At 43.2% G+C, this 15049-nt stretch carries 21 protein-coding genes; 2 read left to right on the forward strand and 19 right to left on the reverse strand.

Annotated features, from left to right (window positions below):
• Positions 1 to 88 precede the first annotated feature (88 nt).
• The 19 genes from rplQ to DXX94_RS09605 all read right to left on the reverse strand — a co-directional run bounded on the left by rplQ (position 89) and on the right by DXX94_RS09605 (position 11511).
• A complete protein-coding gene (gene rplQ / locus DXX94_RS09515) occupies positions 89 to 493 on the reverse strand; it encodes a 50S ribosomal protein L17 (protein ID WP_115998829.1) in 405 nt (134 codons plus the stop codon).
• A gap of 38 nt (positions 494 to 531) precedes the next feature.
• Positions 532 to 1521, reverse strand: coding sequence for a DNA-directed RNA polymerase subunit alpha (locus DXX94_RS09520; RefSeq protein ID WP_115998828.1), 990 nt, complete (start codon positions 1519 to 1521; stop codon positions 532 to 534).
• A 24-nt stretch (positions 1522 to 1545) separates the two neighbouring features.
• Positions 1546 to 2166, reverse strand: a complete 621-nt coding sequence (gene rpsD / locus DXX94_RS09525; protein WP_115998827.1) for a 30S ribosomal protein S4 — start codon at positions 2164 to 2166, stop codon at positions 1546 to 1548.
• A gap of 22 nt (positions 2167 to 2188) precedes the next feature.
• A complete protein-coding gene (gene rpsK, locus DXX94_RS09530) occupies positions 2189 to 2578 on the reverse strand; it encodes a 30S ribosomal protein S11 (RefSeq protein WP_076420861.1) in 390 nt (129 codons plus the stop codon).
• Positions 2579 to 2592: 14 nt separating this feature from the next.
• Positions 2593 to 2949: a 30S ribosomal protein S13 gene (rpsM, locus tag DXX94_RS09535; protein WP_115998826.1), complete on the reverse strand. Its 357-nt coding sequence runs from the start codon at positions 2947 to 2949 to the stop codon at positions 2593 to 2595.
• Positions 2950 to 3099: 150 nt separating this feature from the next.
• On the reverse strand, positions 3100 to 3216 hold the full coding sequence (gene rpmJ, locus DXX94_RS09540; RefSeq protein ID WP_074496180.1) for a 50S ribosomal protein L36: 117 nt from the start codon (positions 3214 to 3216) through the stop codon (positions 3100 to 3102).
• Between the two features lie 19 nt (positions 3217 to 3235).
• On the reverse strand, positions 3236 to 4558 hold the full coding sequence (gene secY, locus DXX94_RS09545; RefSeq protein WP_115998825.1) for a preprotein translocase subunit SecY: 1323 nt from the start codon (positions 4556 to 4558) through the stop codon (positions 3236 to 3238).
• Between the two features lie 8 nt (positions 4559 to 4566).
• A complete protein-coding gene (rplO, locus tag DXX94_RS09550) occupies positions 4567 to 5001 on the reverse strand; it encodes a 50S ribosomal protein L15 (protein ID WP_115998824.1) in 435 nt (144 codons plus the stop codon).
• 2 nt (positions 5002 to 5003) lie between these two features.
• Complete coding sequence (gene rpmD, locus DXX94_RS09555) at positions 5004 to 5183, reverse strand: 50S ribosomal protein L30 (protein ID WP_115998823.1); 180 nt, start codon at positions 5181 to 5183, stop codon at positions 5004 to 5006.
• Positions 5184 to 5189: 6 nt separating this feature from the next.
• On the reverse strand, positions 5190 to 5696 hold the full coding sequence (gene rpsE, locus DXX94_RS09560) for a 30S ribosomal protein S5 (protein WP_115998822.1): 507 nt from the start codon (positions 5694 to 5696) through the stop codon (positions 5190 to 5192).
• A gap of 9 nt (positions 5697 to 5705) precedes the next feature.
• The gene (rplR, locus tag DXX94_RS09565) at positions 5706 to 6059 is read right to left on the reverse strand and encodes a 50S ribosomal protein L18 (protein ID WP_115998821.1); all 354 of its coding nucleotides are present in this window, start codon (positions 6057 to 6059) and stop codon (positions 5706 to 5708) included.
• A 9-nt stretch (positions 6060 to 6068) separates the two neighbouring features.
• Positions 6069 to 6602 carry a 50S ribosomal protein L6 gene (gene rplF / locus DXX94_RS09570; protein ID WP_116015459.1) on the reverse strand — a complete coding sequence of 178 codons (534 nt, stop codon included), beginning with the start codon at positions 6600 to 6602 and terminating at the stop codon, positions 6069 to 6071.
• Positions 6603 to 6613: 11 nt separating this feature from the next.
• Positions 6614 to 7006 carry a 30S ribosomal protein S8 gene (gene rpsH / locus DXX94_RS09575; RefSeq protein ID WP_116018435.1) on the reverse strand — a complete coding sequence of 131 codons (393 nt, stop codon included), beginning with the start codon at positions 7004 to 7006 and terminating at the stop codon, positions 6614 to 6616.
• Between the two features lie 13 nt (positions 7007 to 7019).
• Positions 7020 to 7325 (reverse strand): 30S ribosomal protein S14, encoded by a 306-nt coding sequence (rpsN, locus tag DXX94_RS09580; RefSeq protein WP_116015461.1) that lies wholly within the window; start codon positions 7323 to 7325, stop codon positions 7020 to 7022.
• Between the two features lie 11 nt (positions 7326 to 7336).
• A complete protein-coding gene (gene rplE, locus DXX94_RS09585) occupies positions 7337 to 7876 on the reverse strand; it encodes a 50S ribosomal protein L5 (RefSeq protein WP_115998818.1) in 540 nt (179 codons plus the stop codon).
• A gap of 14 nt (positions 7877 to 7890) precedes the next feature.
• A complete protein-coding gene (gene rplX, locus DXX94_RS09590) occupies positions 7891 to 8205 on the reverse strand; it encodes a 50S ribosomal protein L24 (protein ID WP_115998817.1) in 315 nt (104 codons plus the stop codon).
• A gap of 12 nt (positions 8206 to 8217) precedes the next feature.
• Positions 8218 to 8586, reverse strand: a complete 369-nt coding sequence (rplN, locus tag DXX94_RS09595) for a 50S ribosomal protein L14 (RefSeq protein WP_115998816.1) — start codon at positions 8584 to 8586, stop codon at positions 8218 to 8220.
• 256 nt (positions 8587 to 8842) lie between these two features.
• Positions 8843 to 9700, reverse strand: a complete 858-nt coding sequence (locus DXX94_RS09600; RefSeq protein ID WP_116015463.1) for a hypothetical protein — start codon at positions 9698 to 9700, stop codon at positions 8843 to 8845.
• A 26-nt stretch (positions 9701 to 9726) separates the two neighbouring features.
• Complete coding sequence (locus DXX94_RS09605) at positions 9727 to 11511, reverse strand: phosphate ABC transporter substrate-binding/OmpA family protein (protein ID WP_116015465.1); 1785 nt, start codon at positions 11509 to 11511, stop codon at positions 9727 to 9729.
• 275 nt (positions 11512 to 11786) lie between these two features.
• Here DXX94_RS09605 and DXX94_RS09610 point away from each other — a divergent pair, with 275 nt between their 5' ends.
• Positions 11787 to 12608, forward strand: a complete 822-nt coding sequence (locus DXX94_RS09610) for a glycosyltransferase family 2 protein (RefSeq protein WP_258872140.1) — start codon at positions 11787 to 11789, stop codon at positions 12606 to 12608.
• Positions 12609 to 12864: 256 nt separating this feature from the next.
• Positions 12865 to 15048, forward strand: coding sequence for an OsmC domain/YcaO domain-containing protein (locus DXX94_RS09615; RefSeq protein WP_116015467.1), 2184 nt, complete (start codon positions 12865 to 12867; stop codon positions 15046 to 15048).
• Position 15049: the final 1 nt, after the last annotated feature.

Here is a 15049-nt window from a genome sequence, read left to right on the forward strand (position 1 = left end):
TGAGGAACCTCGTTAATTGAGCTCAAATTTCAGCCATAAAAAAACGGAGCCTAAGCTCCGTTTTTTAGTCTTTCACTTAAAGCGTGGTTTATGCTTCAGTGTTAGCTTCTTCTGTTTCAGCTGCTTCTTCAACAACTGGACGATCTACTAACTCAACATAAGCCATAGGCGCTTTATCACCAGTACGGTAACCGCATTTAAGAATGCGAGTGTAACCACCTGGGCGCTCTTGGTAACGAGGACCAAGTTCGCTGAATAAAAGACCTACTACTTCTTGGTCACGTGTACGAGCGAATGCTAAACGACGGTTTGCAACGCTGTCAGTTTTTGCCAATGTAATTAGTGGCTCAACTACGCGACGTAATTCTTTAGCTTTAGCAACAGTAGTTTTGATCACACCGTGCTTAACTAAAGAGCTTGCCATATTGCGGAACATCGCTTGGCGATGACTGCTATTACGGTTTAACTGGCGACCGCTTTTACGATGGCGCATAAGTTAATCCTTCTCTACTATTAGGTTACGATATCGATTTAGTCGTTATCAGCAATGCTTTCTGGTGGCCAGTTCTCTAGGCGCATACCTAAAGATAAACCACGAGACGCTAACACGTCTTTGATTTCAGTAAGTGACTTCTTACCTAGGTTAGGTGTTTTAAGAAGTTCTACTTCTGCACGCTGTACTAAATCACCGATATACTGAATTGCTTCTGCTTTTAAACAGTTCGCTGAACGAACAGTTAACTCTAAGTCATCAACAGGACGAAGAAGAATTGGGTCAAATAGAGGTTTCTCTTCTTTTTGCTCCACTTCTGTCACATCACGTAACTCAACAAACGCATCTAGCTGTTCAGCTAAAATAGTTGAAGCGCGACGGATAGCTTCTTCTGGATCCAACGTACCGTTAGTTTCCATGTCGATAATTAGCTTATCTAGATCTGTACGTTGTTCAACACGTGCAGAATCTACGTCATAAGCAATTCTTTCTACAGGACTGAATGAAGCATCAACCAATAAACGGCCAATTGCTCGCTCTTCTTCTTCGGCTTCGCGACGAGTAGAAGCTGGAACGTAACCACGACCTAACTCTACTTTGATACGCATGCTGATAGAGCCGTCACCTGTTAAGTGACAAATAACGTGCTCTGGATTTGCAATTTCTACATCACCATCGTGCTGAATATCAGCAGCCGTAACAGGGCCTTCACCAGACTTTGTGATCGTTAGAACAGCTTCGTTTTTGCCTTCTAAGCGAACGGCTAGTCCTTTAAGGTTCAGCAAAATTTCGATGATGTCCTCTTGAACACCTTCTTTACTGCTGTACTCGTGTAATACGCCATCAATTTCTACTTCAGTGACAGCACAACCTGGCATTGAAGATAGTAAAATACGACGTAAAGCGTTACCTAAAGTGTGACCAAAACCACGCTCTAATGGCTCTAGTGTAACTTTAGAGCGAGTAGGGCTGATAGTTTCAACATCTACTAAACGTGGTCTTAAGAATTCGGTTACAGAACCCTGCATTGTGTCCTCTCTTAAAGTTCAGCTTTACTTCGAGTAAAGCTCGACAATCAACTGTTCATTAATTTCAGCAGACAAGTCTGAACGCTCAGGAACACGCTTGAACACGCCTTCCATTTTCTTGTTGTCTACTTCAACCCAGACTGGCTTCTCGCGTTGTTCAGCTAATTCTAAAGCAGCAACGATACGCGCTTGAGTTTTAGCTTTTTCACGGATTGAAACCACATCTTCTGCTTTAACAGTGAAAGATGGAATGTTTACAACAACACCGTTTACTACGATTGCTTTGTGGCTCACTAGCTGACGTGCTTCAGCACGTGTGCTTGCGTAACCCATGCGGTAAACTACGTTGTCTAAACGAGTTTCTAAAAGTTGTAACAAGTTTTCACCTGTGTTGCCTTTTAGACGAGCCGCTTCTTTGTAGTAGTTACGGAATTGCTTCTCTAATACACCGTAAATACGACGTACTTTTTGTTTTTCACGAAGCTGAACACCATAGTCAGATAAACGACCGCGACGCGCGCCGTGCTGACCTGGGATAGTTTCGATTTTACATTTAGTATCGATCGCGCGAACACCAGACTTAAGGAATAAGTCAGTACCTTCACGACGGCTAAGTTTTAGCTTAGGACCTAAATATCTTGCCATTTTCTTTCTCCAACTATCCTAATTAAACGCGACGTTTCTTAGGAGGACGACAACCATTATGAGGAATAGGAGTAACGTCAGTAATGTTGGTGATTTTAAAACCAGCAGCATTTAAGGCACGGATTGCAGATTCACGACCTGGACCTGGACCTTTAACGAATACTTCAATATTCTTCAAACCAAACTCTTGCGCAGCTTTACCAGCGCGATCTGCAGCTACCTGAGCAGCAAATGGAGTAGATTTACGTGAACCACGGAAACCTGAACCACCAGCAGTTGCCCAAGATAATGCATTACCTTGACGGTCTGTAAGAGTTACGATTGTGTTGTTGAAAGAAGCATGGATATGAGCCATGCCATCAGCAACTTGTTTTTTTACGCGTTTACGCGTACGAACTGGAGTTTTAGCCATGTCTAATTACCTCGCTACTTTTTAATAGGCTTACGAGGACCTTTACGGGTGCGCGCATTAGTTTTAGTGCGTTGACCACGTAGAGGAAGACTGCGACGATGGCGAATACCACGGAAACAGCCAAGGTCCATCAGACGCTTGATGTTCATAGAAACTTCACGGCGTAAGTCACCTTCAACGGTGTACTTATCCACTTCTGCACGAAGCAAATCGATTTGAGCTTCGTCTAATTCGCTGATCTTAGTAGATTCTGCGATACCAGTTGCCGCCAAAATTGCTTTTGAGCGAGTTAAACCGATACCGTAAATCGCAGTAAGGGCAATTACTGCATGCTTACGATCAGGGATGTTAATGCCAGCGATACGGGCCACTAACACATCTCCTATATTTAAAAATTAATAACCACAGGTTGAAAAGCCCGTTAGGATACTCAACCTGAACCTTTTTGCAAAGCGAAGCGGCATTATACAGAAATATCTCCATAATGCCACTTCTAAAAGATTTAGCTAGCTAAGGGTAAATTAACCTTGGCGTTGCTTGTGCTTAGGGTCGGTCTTGCAAATTACACGAACAACACCTGCACGCTTAACAACTTTACAGTTGCGGCAAATCTTTTTTACGGATGCACGAACTTTCATCTTACTACTCCGTTAAACCTTATCGGCCGTAGCCTTTAAGATTAGCTTTTTTAAGCACGCTGTCATATTGATGAGACATCAAATGAGTTTGTACTTGTGCCATAAAGTCCATGATTACTACAACAATGATAAGTAGCGATGTACCACCAAAGTAGAACTGAACGTCCCACGCAATCATCATAAACTCAGGAACCAAACATATAAAAGTAATGTATAACGCACCCGCTAAGGTTAAACGTGTCATTACTTTATCGATATATTTCGAAGTCTGCTCACCAGGGCGAATACCTGGAATAAACGCACCAGACTTTTTCAGGTTATCTGCTGTTTCACGCGGGTTGAAAACCAACGCCGTGTAGAAGAAGCAGAAAAAGATTATCGCAGCAGCTAGTAGCATTACATACAGAGGCTGACCCGGAGAAATTGCCATCGACAAGTTCTGGAAGAAATCAGCTACCGCACCATCACCTTGGCCAAACCAGTTAGCCAGTGTTCCAGGGAACAAGATAATGCTTGAAGCGAAAATTGGTGGAATAACACCCGCCATATTCACTTTCAATGGTAAATGCGTGCTTTGTGCAGCAAACACCTTACGGCCTTGTTGACGTTTAGCGTAGTTAACAACGATACGACGTTGACCACGTTCAACAAATACAACAAAGAAGGTTACTGCAAACACAATCACTGCAATTAGCAATAATACTAATAAGTGCAATTCACCTTGACGCGCCATCTCTGCTGTTTGACCAACAGCGGATGGCATACCAGCAACAATACCAGCGAAAATTAAAATCGAGATACCATTACCAATACCACGTTCTGTAATTTGCTCACCTAACCACATTAAGAACATGGTGCCGGTAACCAAAGAAACGACCGCAGTGAAATAGAAGCCCATACCTTCGTTAATCACGAGGCCAGGCATCATAGCCGGTAAACCACGAGCAATCGCGATTGACTGAACTGTTGCTAATACTAAAGTACCGTAGCGAGTGTACTGGCTGATCTTACGACGTCCAGCTTCACCTTCTTTTTTCAGTTCAGCCATTGCTGGGTGAACTACAGTTAATAACTGCATGATAATCGAAGCTGAAATGTACGGCATAATACCGAGTGCCAGTACAGAGGCACGCTCAAGTGCACCACCAGAGAACATGTTAAACATTTCTACGATGGTGCCCTTTTGTTGTTCAAACAACTGAGCTAATACAGCGGCGTCAATACCAGGGATTGGCACAAATGATCCAAGTCTGAACACAATAAGTGCAAGTACCACGAACCATAATCTTTGCTTAAGCTCGGTTAATCCACCTTGAGCTTTATCCGTACCTGGTTTAGCCATAGTCTGTATTATTCCTCGATTTTACCGCCAGCAGCTTCAATGGCTGCACGTGCGCCTTTAGTAACACCAATACCACGAATTGTTACAGGCTTAGTGATCTCGCCAGAAAGCATGATCTTAACTGTTTCAATGTTACGCGTGATAAGGTTAGCGTCTTTTAACGTGTGAATGTCAACAACATCGCCTTCGATTTTGTTCAACTCGTGTAAACGAACTTCAGCGTGAACTAAAGATTTACGAGAAGTGAAACCGAACTTAGGTAAACGTTGTTTTAAAGGCATTTGACCGCCTTCGAAACCAGGACGTACGCCACCGCCAGAACGAGACTTCTGACCTTTGTGACCGCGACCACCTGTTTTACCTAAACCAGAACCGATACCGCGACCTACACGTTTCTTGGCTGATTTAGCGCCTGGTGCAGGAGATAATGTATTTAAACGCATAATTAGTCCTCCACCTTAATCATGTAATGTACTTGATTAATCATACCGCGTACAGAAGGAGTATCTTCTAACTCTACTGTGTGGTTGATACGACGTAAACCAAGGCCACGTAATGTCGCACGGTGCTTAGGTAAGCGACCGATTGAACTTTTAACTTGAGTTACTTTAACTGTTTTAGCCATGCTTGATTACCCCAAGATGTCAGCAACGTTTTTACCACGCTTAGCAGCTACAGACTCAGGCGACTTCATGTTCGCTAGAGCACCGATAGTTGCGCGTACAACGTTGATTGGGTTAGTAGAACCGTACGCTTTAGATAGTACGTTCTGAACGCCAGCTACTTCTAGTACTGCACGCATCGCGCCACCGGCGATGATACCTGTACCTTCAGAAGCAGGTTGCATGTAAACTTTAGAACCTGAGTGACGACCCTTAACTGGGTGCTGAAGAGTAGTACCCTTCAAGTCAACAGTTACTAAGTTACGACGAGCCTTTTCCATTGCTTTTTGGATTGCAGCAGGAACTTCACGTGCCTTACCGTAACCAAAACCAACGCGGCCATTACCGTCACCAACTACAGTTAATGCTGTGAAACTGAAAATACGACCACCTTTAACCACTTTTGATACGCGGTTAACAGCGATTAGCTTTTCAGCCATATCTGTTTGTTGTTGTGTGTTTTCTACATTAGCCATGATCAACTCCTAGAACTGAAGGCCAGCTTCACGAGCTGCTTCTGCTAACGCTTTTACGCGACCGTGGTAACGGAAACCAGAGCGATCAAACGCTACAGACTCAATGCCTTTAGCTTTTGCGCGTTCTGCGATTGCTTTACCTACAGCAGTAGCTGCAGCGATGTTACCAGTTTTTTCAACTTGTGCTTTCACTTCTTTGTCTAGAGTAGATGCAGAAGCAACTACTTCAGAACCAGTTGGAGCGATAAGTTGTGCGTAAATATGACGAGGAGTACGGAATACGACTAAACGATTCGCACCCAACTCGCTGATTTTTGCACGTGCACGTTTTGCACGGCGTAAACGAGATGTTTTCTTATCCATCGTATTACCCTACTTCTTCTTAGCTTCTTTACGGCGAACATGTTCGTCATCGTAACGGATACCTTTACCTTTGTAAGGCTCTGGCTCACGGTATGAACGAATGTTTGCAGCAACTTGACCAACCAACTGCTTGTCTGCACCCGTAAGTACAACTTCAGTTTGGCTAGGAGTTTCACACTTGATTCCTTCAGGAATAGCGTGATCAACTGGGTGAGAGAAACCTAAAGAAAGGTTTAACACTTTACCAGCAGCTTTTGCACGGTAACCAACACCATTAAGAATTAATTTCTTAGTGAAGCCTTTGCTTACGCCTTCCACCATGTTGTTGATGTTAGCGCGCGCTGTACCAGCTTGCATCCACGCCGCTTTGCTTTCTACAGCAACAGTAGTAACAATTGCTTCGCCTTCTTGGGCTACGCTTACTAAGCTGTTGATAGTGCGAGAAAGTTCACCTTGTGGACCTTTAACAGTAATGTCTTGACCTGATAACGTAACAGTAACGCCAGCAGGAATTGACACAGGTGCTTTTGCAACACGAGACATATTCTTGCTCCTTACGCTACGAAACCGATGATCTCGCCACCTAAGCCCGCAGAGCGAGCAGCGCGATCAGTCATTAAACCTTTAGAAGTAGAAACAATAGCAATACCTAAGCCCGCTAATACTTGTGGAAGCTCAGTGCTACCTTTGTATACGCGAAGACCAGGGCGTGAAACACGTTTGATTGTTTCGATTACTTCTTTACCTTCGAAGTATTTCAACTCAACAGTTAGTTCAGGCTTTGCTTCACCTGCAACTGCGAAATCTGAAATGTAACCTTCTTCTTTAAGCAAGTTAGCAATAGCTACTTTTAGCTTTGAAGAAGGCATAGTTACTGCAGTTTTAGTTGCAGCTTGACCGTTGCGGATGCGTGTAAACATGTCCGCGATAGGATCAGTCATCATAATTGCTTTCTCCTTATTACCAACTAGCTTTCTTAAGACCAGGTACTTCACCGCGCATCATGTGCTCACGCAACTTGATACGGCTTAAACCGAACTTGCGCAAGTAACCGTGTGGACGGCCAGTTACGTTACAACGGTTACGTTGACGTGAAGAACTTGAATCACGAGGTAAAGCTTGAAGTTTTAATACTGCATCCCAACGCTCTTCTTCAGAAGAGTTTACGTTAGAGATAATTTCTTTAAGTGCACGGCGCTTTTCTGCGTACTTAGCGACTAATTTAGTGCGCTTAGCTTCGCGTGCTTTCATAGATGATTTAGCCATAACTCTACACCTTATTTCTTAAACGGGAAGTTAAAGGCAGTCAGCAAAGCACGACCTTCCTCGTCAGATGCCGCAGTAGTAGTGATAGTAATATCCATACCACGGATCTTATCGACTTTATCGTAGTCGATTTCAGGGAAAATGATTTGCTCACGCACGCCCATGCTGTAATTACCACGGCCATCGAACGATTTCGGGTTCAAGCCACGGAAGTCACGGATACGAGGAACTGAAATAGAGATTAAACGCTCTAAGAATTCCCACATGCGCTCACCGCGCAGAGTTACTTTTGCGCCAATAGGGTAGCCTTCACGAATTTTGAAGCCAGCAACTGATTTGCGTGCTTTCGTGATTAAAGGCTTTTGACCTGAGATTGCAGTAAGATCATTTGTGGCGTTTTCTAATACTTTTTTATCAGTAATAGCTTCACCAACGCCCATGTTTAGGGTGATCTTTTCAATCCGAGGGACTTGCATGACACTTTTGTATTCGAACTTCTTTTGAAGTTCAGCTACAACTGTATCTTTGTAAAAATCATGCAGTTTCGCCATCGTTTACTCCAATATTAAACTAATTCGTTATTAGACTTGAAGAAACGAACTTTTTTGCCGTCTTCAATTCTAAAACCAACACGATCCGCTTTGCCCGTCGCAGGGTTAACGATCGCTACGTTTGAAACGTGGATTGGTGCTTCTTTTTCAATGATGCCGCCAGCTTGCTGTAACTGAGGTACAGGCTTCTGGTGCTTCTTGACTAAGTTAACGCCTTCCACAAATACTTTGCTGTCTTCAACAAGAACTTTGGTAACTTTACCAGTTTTGCCCTTGTCTTTACCTGCAAGTACAATTACTTCATCATCACGACGAATCTTAGATGCCATTATCGTGACTCCTTATAGTACTTCTGGTGCTAGTGACACGATTTTCATGAACTTTTCAGTTCGTAGTTCACGTGTTACTGGCCCGAAAATACGAGTACCAATTGGCTGTAAGTTAGCATTTAACATTACTGCCGAGTTGCCGTCGAAACGAATGGTAGAACCATCTGAACGACGTACGCCCTTTTTAGTGCGCACCACTACCGCGTTTAAAACATCACCTTTTTTAACTTTGCCGCGAGGAATTGCTTCCTTCACTGCAACTTTGATGATATCGCCAATGCGTGCGTAGCGACGGTGCGAGCCACCAAGGACCTTTATACACTGTACACGCTTTGCGCCACTGTTATCAGCAACATCAAGCTGTGATTGCATTTGGATCATTTATATGTGCTCCGCTGTTAATAAATTCAAGGCCAGAAATTTGACCCGTCACTGCCTTTAAAACCCAACCGGAATTCGGCGGGCGCGAGATTATAACACCACCCATTTTAAAATGGTACTTTATTTGAACAATTAAATTAATTGGCGAAATTAAAGACTGAAAATGGATAATTAACTACCGCTAGCTATGCCATTTTACATTGATGAGTTAACAGACAACTGTATCAATTGGTTACCCAAAAGCTATTTTTATTGGCTAGGTTTTCATCATACTTAACAAGAACTTCTTTGCCGCTGAGCCTTCAATCTCTAATTCGTGTTCCATCACTATTTGCTTTTTTTCAGAGGTTTGTTCCAGAGATAGCGCATTGAGGCGATTTTTAATGGCTAATACCTTGTCTTTCTTGTTGTCACCTGCTGAGAATTCCGCAACATTTTTAGGTAACGAACCCACGACTTCCGAGGTTTCGTTGCTAACTTCTTCTATTTGCATAGATAGCACTGTTGAGAGTTTATTGCGTATTATTTGAGCCTTGTCCTCAGGCTCGTGTTGCGACACTCCTTGCTTTTTGTCTTCTAGCGACTTTTTGCTTTGTGGCGACGATCTATGATCATCGCTAGATGCTTGTGGCTGCAATAAGATGTCACCCTTTCTTTTTAGCAATTCAAGAGGTCCTGGTTTTGCTTCCGCAGCTGGCAAAATACCGGGTAAGTCAATGCCTTCCGCCGCCATCCTTTTCATCAGCTCAGGAGAAGGTAATTTCAAATGACTCGCTAATTGCTCGATGTTATCTCGTACCGCCAGACGTTGGGAAAAGCTTAACCCCTCTATCGCCACTAGCAATTCTTGCCGGCTTAAAAACATACGATACAAGTTTGAACGAATAACACTGCCGGGTAAGTCGTTACTAGCAGTTGTTCTGCGCACAGGTTCACTGTCTAGGTCATTAACCGACAGTCCTTCGGCTTCCATCTGTGCCACTAACTCCGCTGACGGTAATTTTAACTCTTGAAAAATTGATGTGAAGTGATGTTTTACTTCCAACGCTTGTGGCACAGAATATTTTTCAAAAACCTGCACGATGTTTTGATCGTCCATTAATATTGCAAACATAGCGAATTCTCCTGATTAAGCGTGCTTTATATCACCCACACTTCAACACGACGGTTTCTTTCACGTCCAGCGTTGGTATTGTTGTTAGCGACAGGCAGCAGTTCGCCATAGGCTTCGACAGCCATCACAGCTATGCCCCGCGCAACCAGCTCTTTCTCTACCGCTTTGGTACGTCGATAAGAAAGTTGTCTATTACTGGCTTGCGCACCAGAGCTGTCAGAAAAGCCCATCAAGACAATACGCCGACCGGGGTTTTGTTCAATGAAGTCTATTAGGCGTAATAAATCTCGTTGCCCTTTGTTGTCTAGATCACCGTTACCTTGATTAAAGCGAAAGTTTAAAGACAGGCGCTGACCACGATTCGTATAATTATTGTAAGAGCGTGGCGCTCCCTGTGAAGGGTATACTTTTTGAAGACGAATGTTCTGCGATATTAAGCCCACTTGATCAACAAGCTCCTGCCCTTCTTTACCAATCGCAAACTGTGCAAAGTCTTTAACAATCGGCGAAGCTGCTGTAGGTGTGTATAGATATAGACGACGAGATAGCGCGTAGTCTTCCGTTCCAACAGTGAACTTGGTCGGGAAAATTGGCGTGGCACCATTACCTTCGGTAATTGCTAGTGCTTTATTGTGACCAATGTAGTTTAGGCCAATAAAGCCAATCGCATGCTCATGCCTAGAGACTTGTTCAGATAACTGAGAGCTAGATTCAAAACGCTCTGGTGAACTATTTAATTGCTTACCTGTTTTTTTGAGTACAAGTTTGTTGAACGTATCCCATGTGCCAGAGTTTGCATCTCTTGCAAAAAGCTTTATCTCGCCTTCGCCTTGACCTATTTGTGCCCAATTGGTCACCTCGCCGGCAAAAATTTTAGCCAGTGTGTTTAGCGACATGGATTTTAACGGACTATTTTGGTTCACAATAACCGCAAGACCATCTAAGCCAATGATATGTTCGTTGCCGACTCGGCTTAAATCACCCAAAGCTGTTTTTGATTGCGCCAACTCTTTCTCTTTAATTGGACGAGATGCCATACCAAGATCAGCTACGCCAGTAAGCATGTCCTTAAAAGCCGTACCAGAACCATGGGCGTGCAACTCAACTGCTTGTACTTTACCATCTGCTATAAACTGAACAGTTCGCTCGACATTATTGTTACCTTCTACCCAAGTGAAATTTTCAGCTCCCTGCTTTTTAAAAAACGCTTCCACTAGAGCCGGAGCAAGCTTTTCACCTATGGTATTAGAGCCGTGAAGCTTAAATACCATGTCTGGGTTTTTAACTGGTAGCGCAGGCAATTCATTAAGCGTTGTATCGCTTTCGAGTGGCGCTTTACTCGTTTTGGCTGATTCCCTTGCAGGCTGAGGTGCGGCTTGTGCCGCTTGAATAGGTTCCTGTTTTTCACTTGATACAATTTGAGGTACAACCTGCGATGATAACTGCTGCCCAGAGTCTTTAACTGCAAAGAAATAAAGTGCAGCAATGACGATTAACGTCAAACAAATCATGGCAACTAACGGCAGCAGCTTGTTACCTTGTTCACTGGCTACTGGCGCTAACGTCGTTTTTGCATCATTGCTTTGTCCAGAGTAGGAATGCATTAAGGTATCGAGCTGTGTATTAATATCTTGATCGTCTAAGGTTCTAAGCTCATGTAATACAGTAAGGCGATACTTTGCATTACTCAGTACTTGTTCAACTGAAATCTCAATATCGTAATCGCGCTTTACTTGTGCTGCTAACGCCGAAATCAATTCTCTTGGGCCAATTTGTTTTTGTGCGGTATTTCCTTTTAACGAGCTAAACATCCTACTTCCACTTCAAACTCAATAGTCACATAGAGTCAAAACTCTATCACCCATTCATTACAGCTAAGTTAATGTTTTATTTCACAATCATCTGCCGTACGACATTGCTTATCATCATTCAGTCTGTCGTTAACCATATGTTTGCTAGCTTTTTTGACATTGCTAAAAGCTGACGTCATTGAACTGACATATATCTGTAAATTTCGCGTCACTTAACTGTTATCTTGCGCGATAAAAATAGGACATTAGTTTGCTCGTTTTATTTGGAAGCCATTGTGTATCAGAAATTGATTAGCGTAATTTTCACCACATACAATTCAATAGACTGGTTGGAAAAAGTGCTTTGGGGCTTTCACCACCAAACCGATAAAAACTTTGAAATCATCATCGCCGATGATGGCTCTGAAGAGGACACTCGAATTGCGATTGAAAGTTTCGCACAGCATAGTCACCTTGATATTCAACATGTTTGGCAACCTGATGACGGCTTTCAAAAGTGTAAAATAATGAATAAGGCATTAAAAAAAGCAACTGGTGACTACCTAGTATTCACTGACGGTGACTGCATTCCACGAAAAGACTTTGTTGCAGTTCATCGTGAACATGCCGAACCAGGTTTCTACCTTTCTGGAGGCTATTTCAAGCTACCTATGACAATTAGCGAACAAATCACACCCAGTGACATCGCTAGCGGCAATGCTTTTGATGCCTCTTGGCTGTTGGCAAATGGCCTTAAACGTACACACAAACTCAGTAAGCTCACAGCACAGGGTTTTAAAGCTAAACTTATGAACAGCATTACACCAACCCGCCGCACTTGGAATGGCCACAATGCCTCTGGTAGGAAAGCCGATTTGGTTGCGGTTAACGGTTTTGATGAGCGCATGCAATACGGTGGTCAAGATTGTGAGCTTGGTTATCGCCTACGCCACAATGGCATTAAAGCGAAACAAATTCGCTACAGTGCGATTTGTGTTCACTTAGATCACGCTCGTGGCTATGTGAACGAAGAGATGCTTGCAAACAGCCGTCGTATTAAAAAAGCGACTCTAGGCCAAAGATTGCGATTTACCGAGTTTGGCTTAAATCAACATTAGCAAGGTTTGGATGGCTACCATTGCCTTACGTTATTAGTGGAGCTAATGGTATATGCGCTTACATTGTTGAGCAAGCCCAAGCCTTACTACTCTTGTTACCTTTGCTATTTACAAAGTAACAATTTTTCCAAGACTATTAGGCTAAAAACACCGATAATTACAGGAATACTTATCATCGCTTGAATGCAGTCTGTTAGCTGCTCAGCAAAGCAGTAACTTATCGACGTAAGTTACTCGCCTGTTATTAGGATCCCCTATGGAAATCAAGGTTAACTTTCTTGACAACCTTCGCTTAGAAGCGAAGTTTGATGACTTTACCGTTATCGCTGACCAACCTATCCGCTATAAAGGTGATGGTTCAGCACCTAGCCCATTTGATTACTTTTTAGCGTCTTCTGCATTATGTGCCGCTTACTTTATTAAGGTGTACTGTAAGGCCAGAGACATCTCTACCGACAATATTCGCCTATCGCAAAACAATATTGTCGACCCAGAAGATCGCTACAATCAAATCTTCCAGATTAACGTTGAGCTACCAGACGATATTTCTGAAAAAGACAAGAAGGGAATTCTGCGTTCAATTGAACGTTGTACCGTTAAGAAAGTGGTACAAACCGGCCCAGAGTTCAAAATTGAAACAGTCGACAACTTAGACGCCGACAATCAAGCCATGATCATGGTATCGCCGGATGAAGCCGCTTCGACTTACATTCTGGGTAAAGACTTACCACTAGAAAAAACCATCAAGAACATGACGGGTATTCTCGAAAACTTGGGCATGAAAATCGAAGTCACCTCATGGCGCAATATTGTTCCTAATGTGTGGTCACTGAATATTCGCGATGCGGCCTCACCTATGTGCTTTACCAATGGTAAAGGAGCAACCAAAGAAAGTGCGTTATGTTCAGCACTTGGCGAATTTATTGAACGCCTAAACTGCAACTTCTTTTACAACGACCAATTCTTCGGTGAAGAAATAGCGAACGCTGATTTTGTTCACTACCCCAATGAAAAGTGGTTCCAGCTAACCGACGATGATAGCTTGCCACAAGGTTTGTTAGATGAGCACTGTTTAGCCATTTACAATCCGGAAGATGAGCTATGTGGCTCACATCTGATTGATACCAATTCAGGTAATATTGAGCGCGGCATTGTTGCCCTGCCTTATCAGCGTCATTCAGACGGTGAAACCGTGTATTTCCCATCAAACCTGATTGAGAACTTGTTCCTCAGCAATGGTATGAGCGCCGGCAACAATGTTTTTGAGGCACAAGTACAGTGTTTATCAGAAATCTTTGAACGCGCAGTAAAACGCCAGATCGTTGAACAAGAAATTGTACTACCTGGTGTGCCGCTATCAGTGTTGGAAAAATACCCAAGCATTCTTGCCGGTATTCAAGGGTTAGAAGAGCAAGGTTTTCCTGTCGTTGTTAAAGATGCCTCGCTTGGCGGCCAATTCCCAGTAATGTGCGTGACGCTAATGAACCCAAGAACGGGTGGCGTATTTGCATCATTCGGTGCACACCCCAGTTTTGAAGTCGCATTAGAGCGCAGTTTAACCGAGTTGCTACAAGGTAGAAGCTTTGAAGGCTTAAACGACGTACCAAAACCAACGTTCAATAGTATGGCGGTACAAGAGCCAGAAAACTTTGTTGAACACTTTATTGACTCAACCGGTGTCATTTCATGGCGCTTTTTTAGTAGCAAGGAAGATTACGAGTTTGTGGAGTGGGACTTCTCTGGCACAAATGAAGAAGAGAACCAGCAGTTACTCGCCATTTTGGAATCGCTTGGTAAAGAAGTGTATATCGCCACTTACGGTGATTTAGGCGCTACGGCATGCCGTATTTTGGTACCTGATTATTCAGAAGTTTACCCAGTCGAAGATTTGATTTGGGACAACACCAACAAAGCCCTGCAATACCGTGAAGATATTCTTAACCTTCATCGCTTGTCAGAAGACGAGTTAATCGACTTAGTGGAGCGCTTAGAAGAAAGTCAGTTAGATAACTACATTGATATTCGTACTCTAATTGGCATTGAGTTTGATGAGAATACGGTGTGGGGCCAACTCACCATTATCGAACTTAAAATTTTGATCTACTTGGCAGTTGGTGGCTTAGAGCAAGCCTTTGAACTCATTGGTGACTTCCTTCAATACAACGACAATACTGTTGAACGCACTATGTTCTTCCGCGCAGTACACAACACACTGGAAGTTGCATTAAATGAAGCGCTTGAATTCGAGCATTACCAAACGGCATTCACTCGTATGTATGGTGAAGATCGTATGGCTGAAGTAATAGGACTCATTAATGGTACTGATAACTTCCACGGCTTAACCGAAACTAGCATGGCACTAGAAGGTATTGAACCACACTTACGTTTGATTGAAAGTTATAAGAAGCTACATCAAGCAAGGGCGAAGAAAGCCTTGTAGC

This window comes from Thalassotalea euphylliae (assembly GCF_003390375.1).
GTDB classification, from domain to species: Bacteria; Pseudomonadota; Gammaproteobacteria; order Enterobacterales; family Alteromonadaceae; genus Thalassotalea_F; species Thalassotalea_F euphylliae_A.

Coding starts and splice junctions, on each gene's coding strand:
- rplQ (WP_115998829.1), bottom strand. CDS start 493: ATGCGCCATCGTAAAAGCGGTCGCCAGTTAAACCGTAATAGCAGTCAT.
- DXX94_RS09520 (WP_115998828.1), bottom strand. CDS start 1,521: ATGCAGGGTTCTGTAACCGAATTCTTAAGACCACGTTTAGTAGATGTT.
- rpsD (WP_115998827.1), bottom strand. CDS start 2,166: ATGGCAAGATATTTAGGTCCTAAGCTAAAACTTAGCCGTCGTGAAGGT.
- rpsK (WP_076420861.1), bottom strand. CDS start 2,578: ATGGCTAAAACTCCAGTTCGTACGCGTAAACGCGTAAAAAAACAAGTT.
- rpmJ (WP_074496180.1), bottom strand. CDS start 3,216: ATGAAAGTTCGTGCATCCGTAAAAAAGATTTGCCGCAACTGTAAAGTT.
- secY (WP_115998825.1), bottom strand. CDS start 4,558: ATGGCTAAACCAGGTACGGATAAAGCTCAAGGTGGATTAACCGAGCTT.
- rplO (WP_115998824.1), bottom strand. CDS start 5,001: ATGCGTTTAAATACATTATCTCCTGCACCAGGCGCTAAATCAGCCAAG.
- rpmD (WP_115998823.1), bottom strand. CDS start 5,183: ATGGCTAAAACAGTTAAAGTAACTCAAGTTAAAAGTTCAATCGGTCGC.
- rpsE (WP_115998822.1), bottom strand. CDS start 5,696: ATGGCTAATGTAGAAAACACACAACAACAAACAGATATGGCTGAAAAG.
- rplR (WP_115998821.1), bottom strand. CDS start 6,059: ATGGATAAGAAAACATCTCGTTTACGCCGTGCAAAACGTGCACGTGCA.
- rplF (WP_116015459.1), bottom strand. CDS start 6,602: ATGTCTCGTGTTGCAAAAGCACCTGTGTCAATTCCTGCTGGCGTTACT.
- rpsN (WP_116015461.1), bottom strand. CDS start 7,325: ATGGCTAAATCATCTATGAAAGCACGCGAAGCTAAGCGCACTAAATTA.
- rplE (WP_115998818.1), bottom strand. CDS start 7,876: ATGGCGAAACTGCATGATTTTTACAAAGATACAGTTGTAGCTGAACTT.
- rplX (WP_115998817.1), bottom strand. CDS start 8,205: ATGGCATCTAAGATTCGTCGTGATGATGAAGTAATTGTACTTGCAGGT.
- rplN (WP_115998816.1), bottom strand. CDS start 8,586: ATGATCCAAATGCAATCACAGCTTGATGTTGCTGATAACAGTGGCGCA.
- DXX94_RS09600 (WP_116015463.1), bottom strand. CDS start 9,700: ATGTTTGCAATATTAATGGACGATCAAAACATCGTGCAGGTTTTTGAA.
- DXX94_RS09605 (WP_116015465.1), bottom strand. CDS start 11,511: ATGTTTAGCTCGTTAAAAGGAAATACCGCACAAAAACAAATTGGCCCA.
- DXX94_RS09615 (WP_116015467.1), top strand. CDS start 12,865: ATGGAAATCAAGGTTAACTTTCTTGACAACCTTCGCTTAGAAGCGAAG.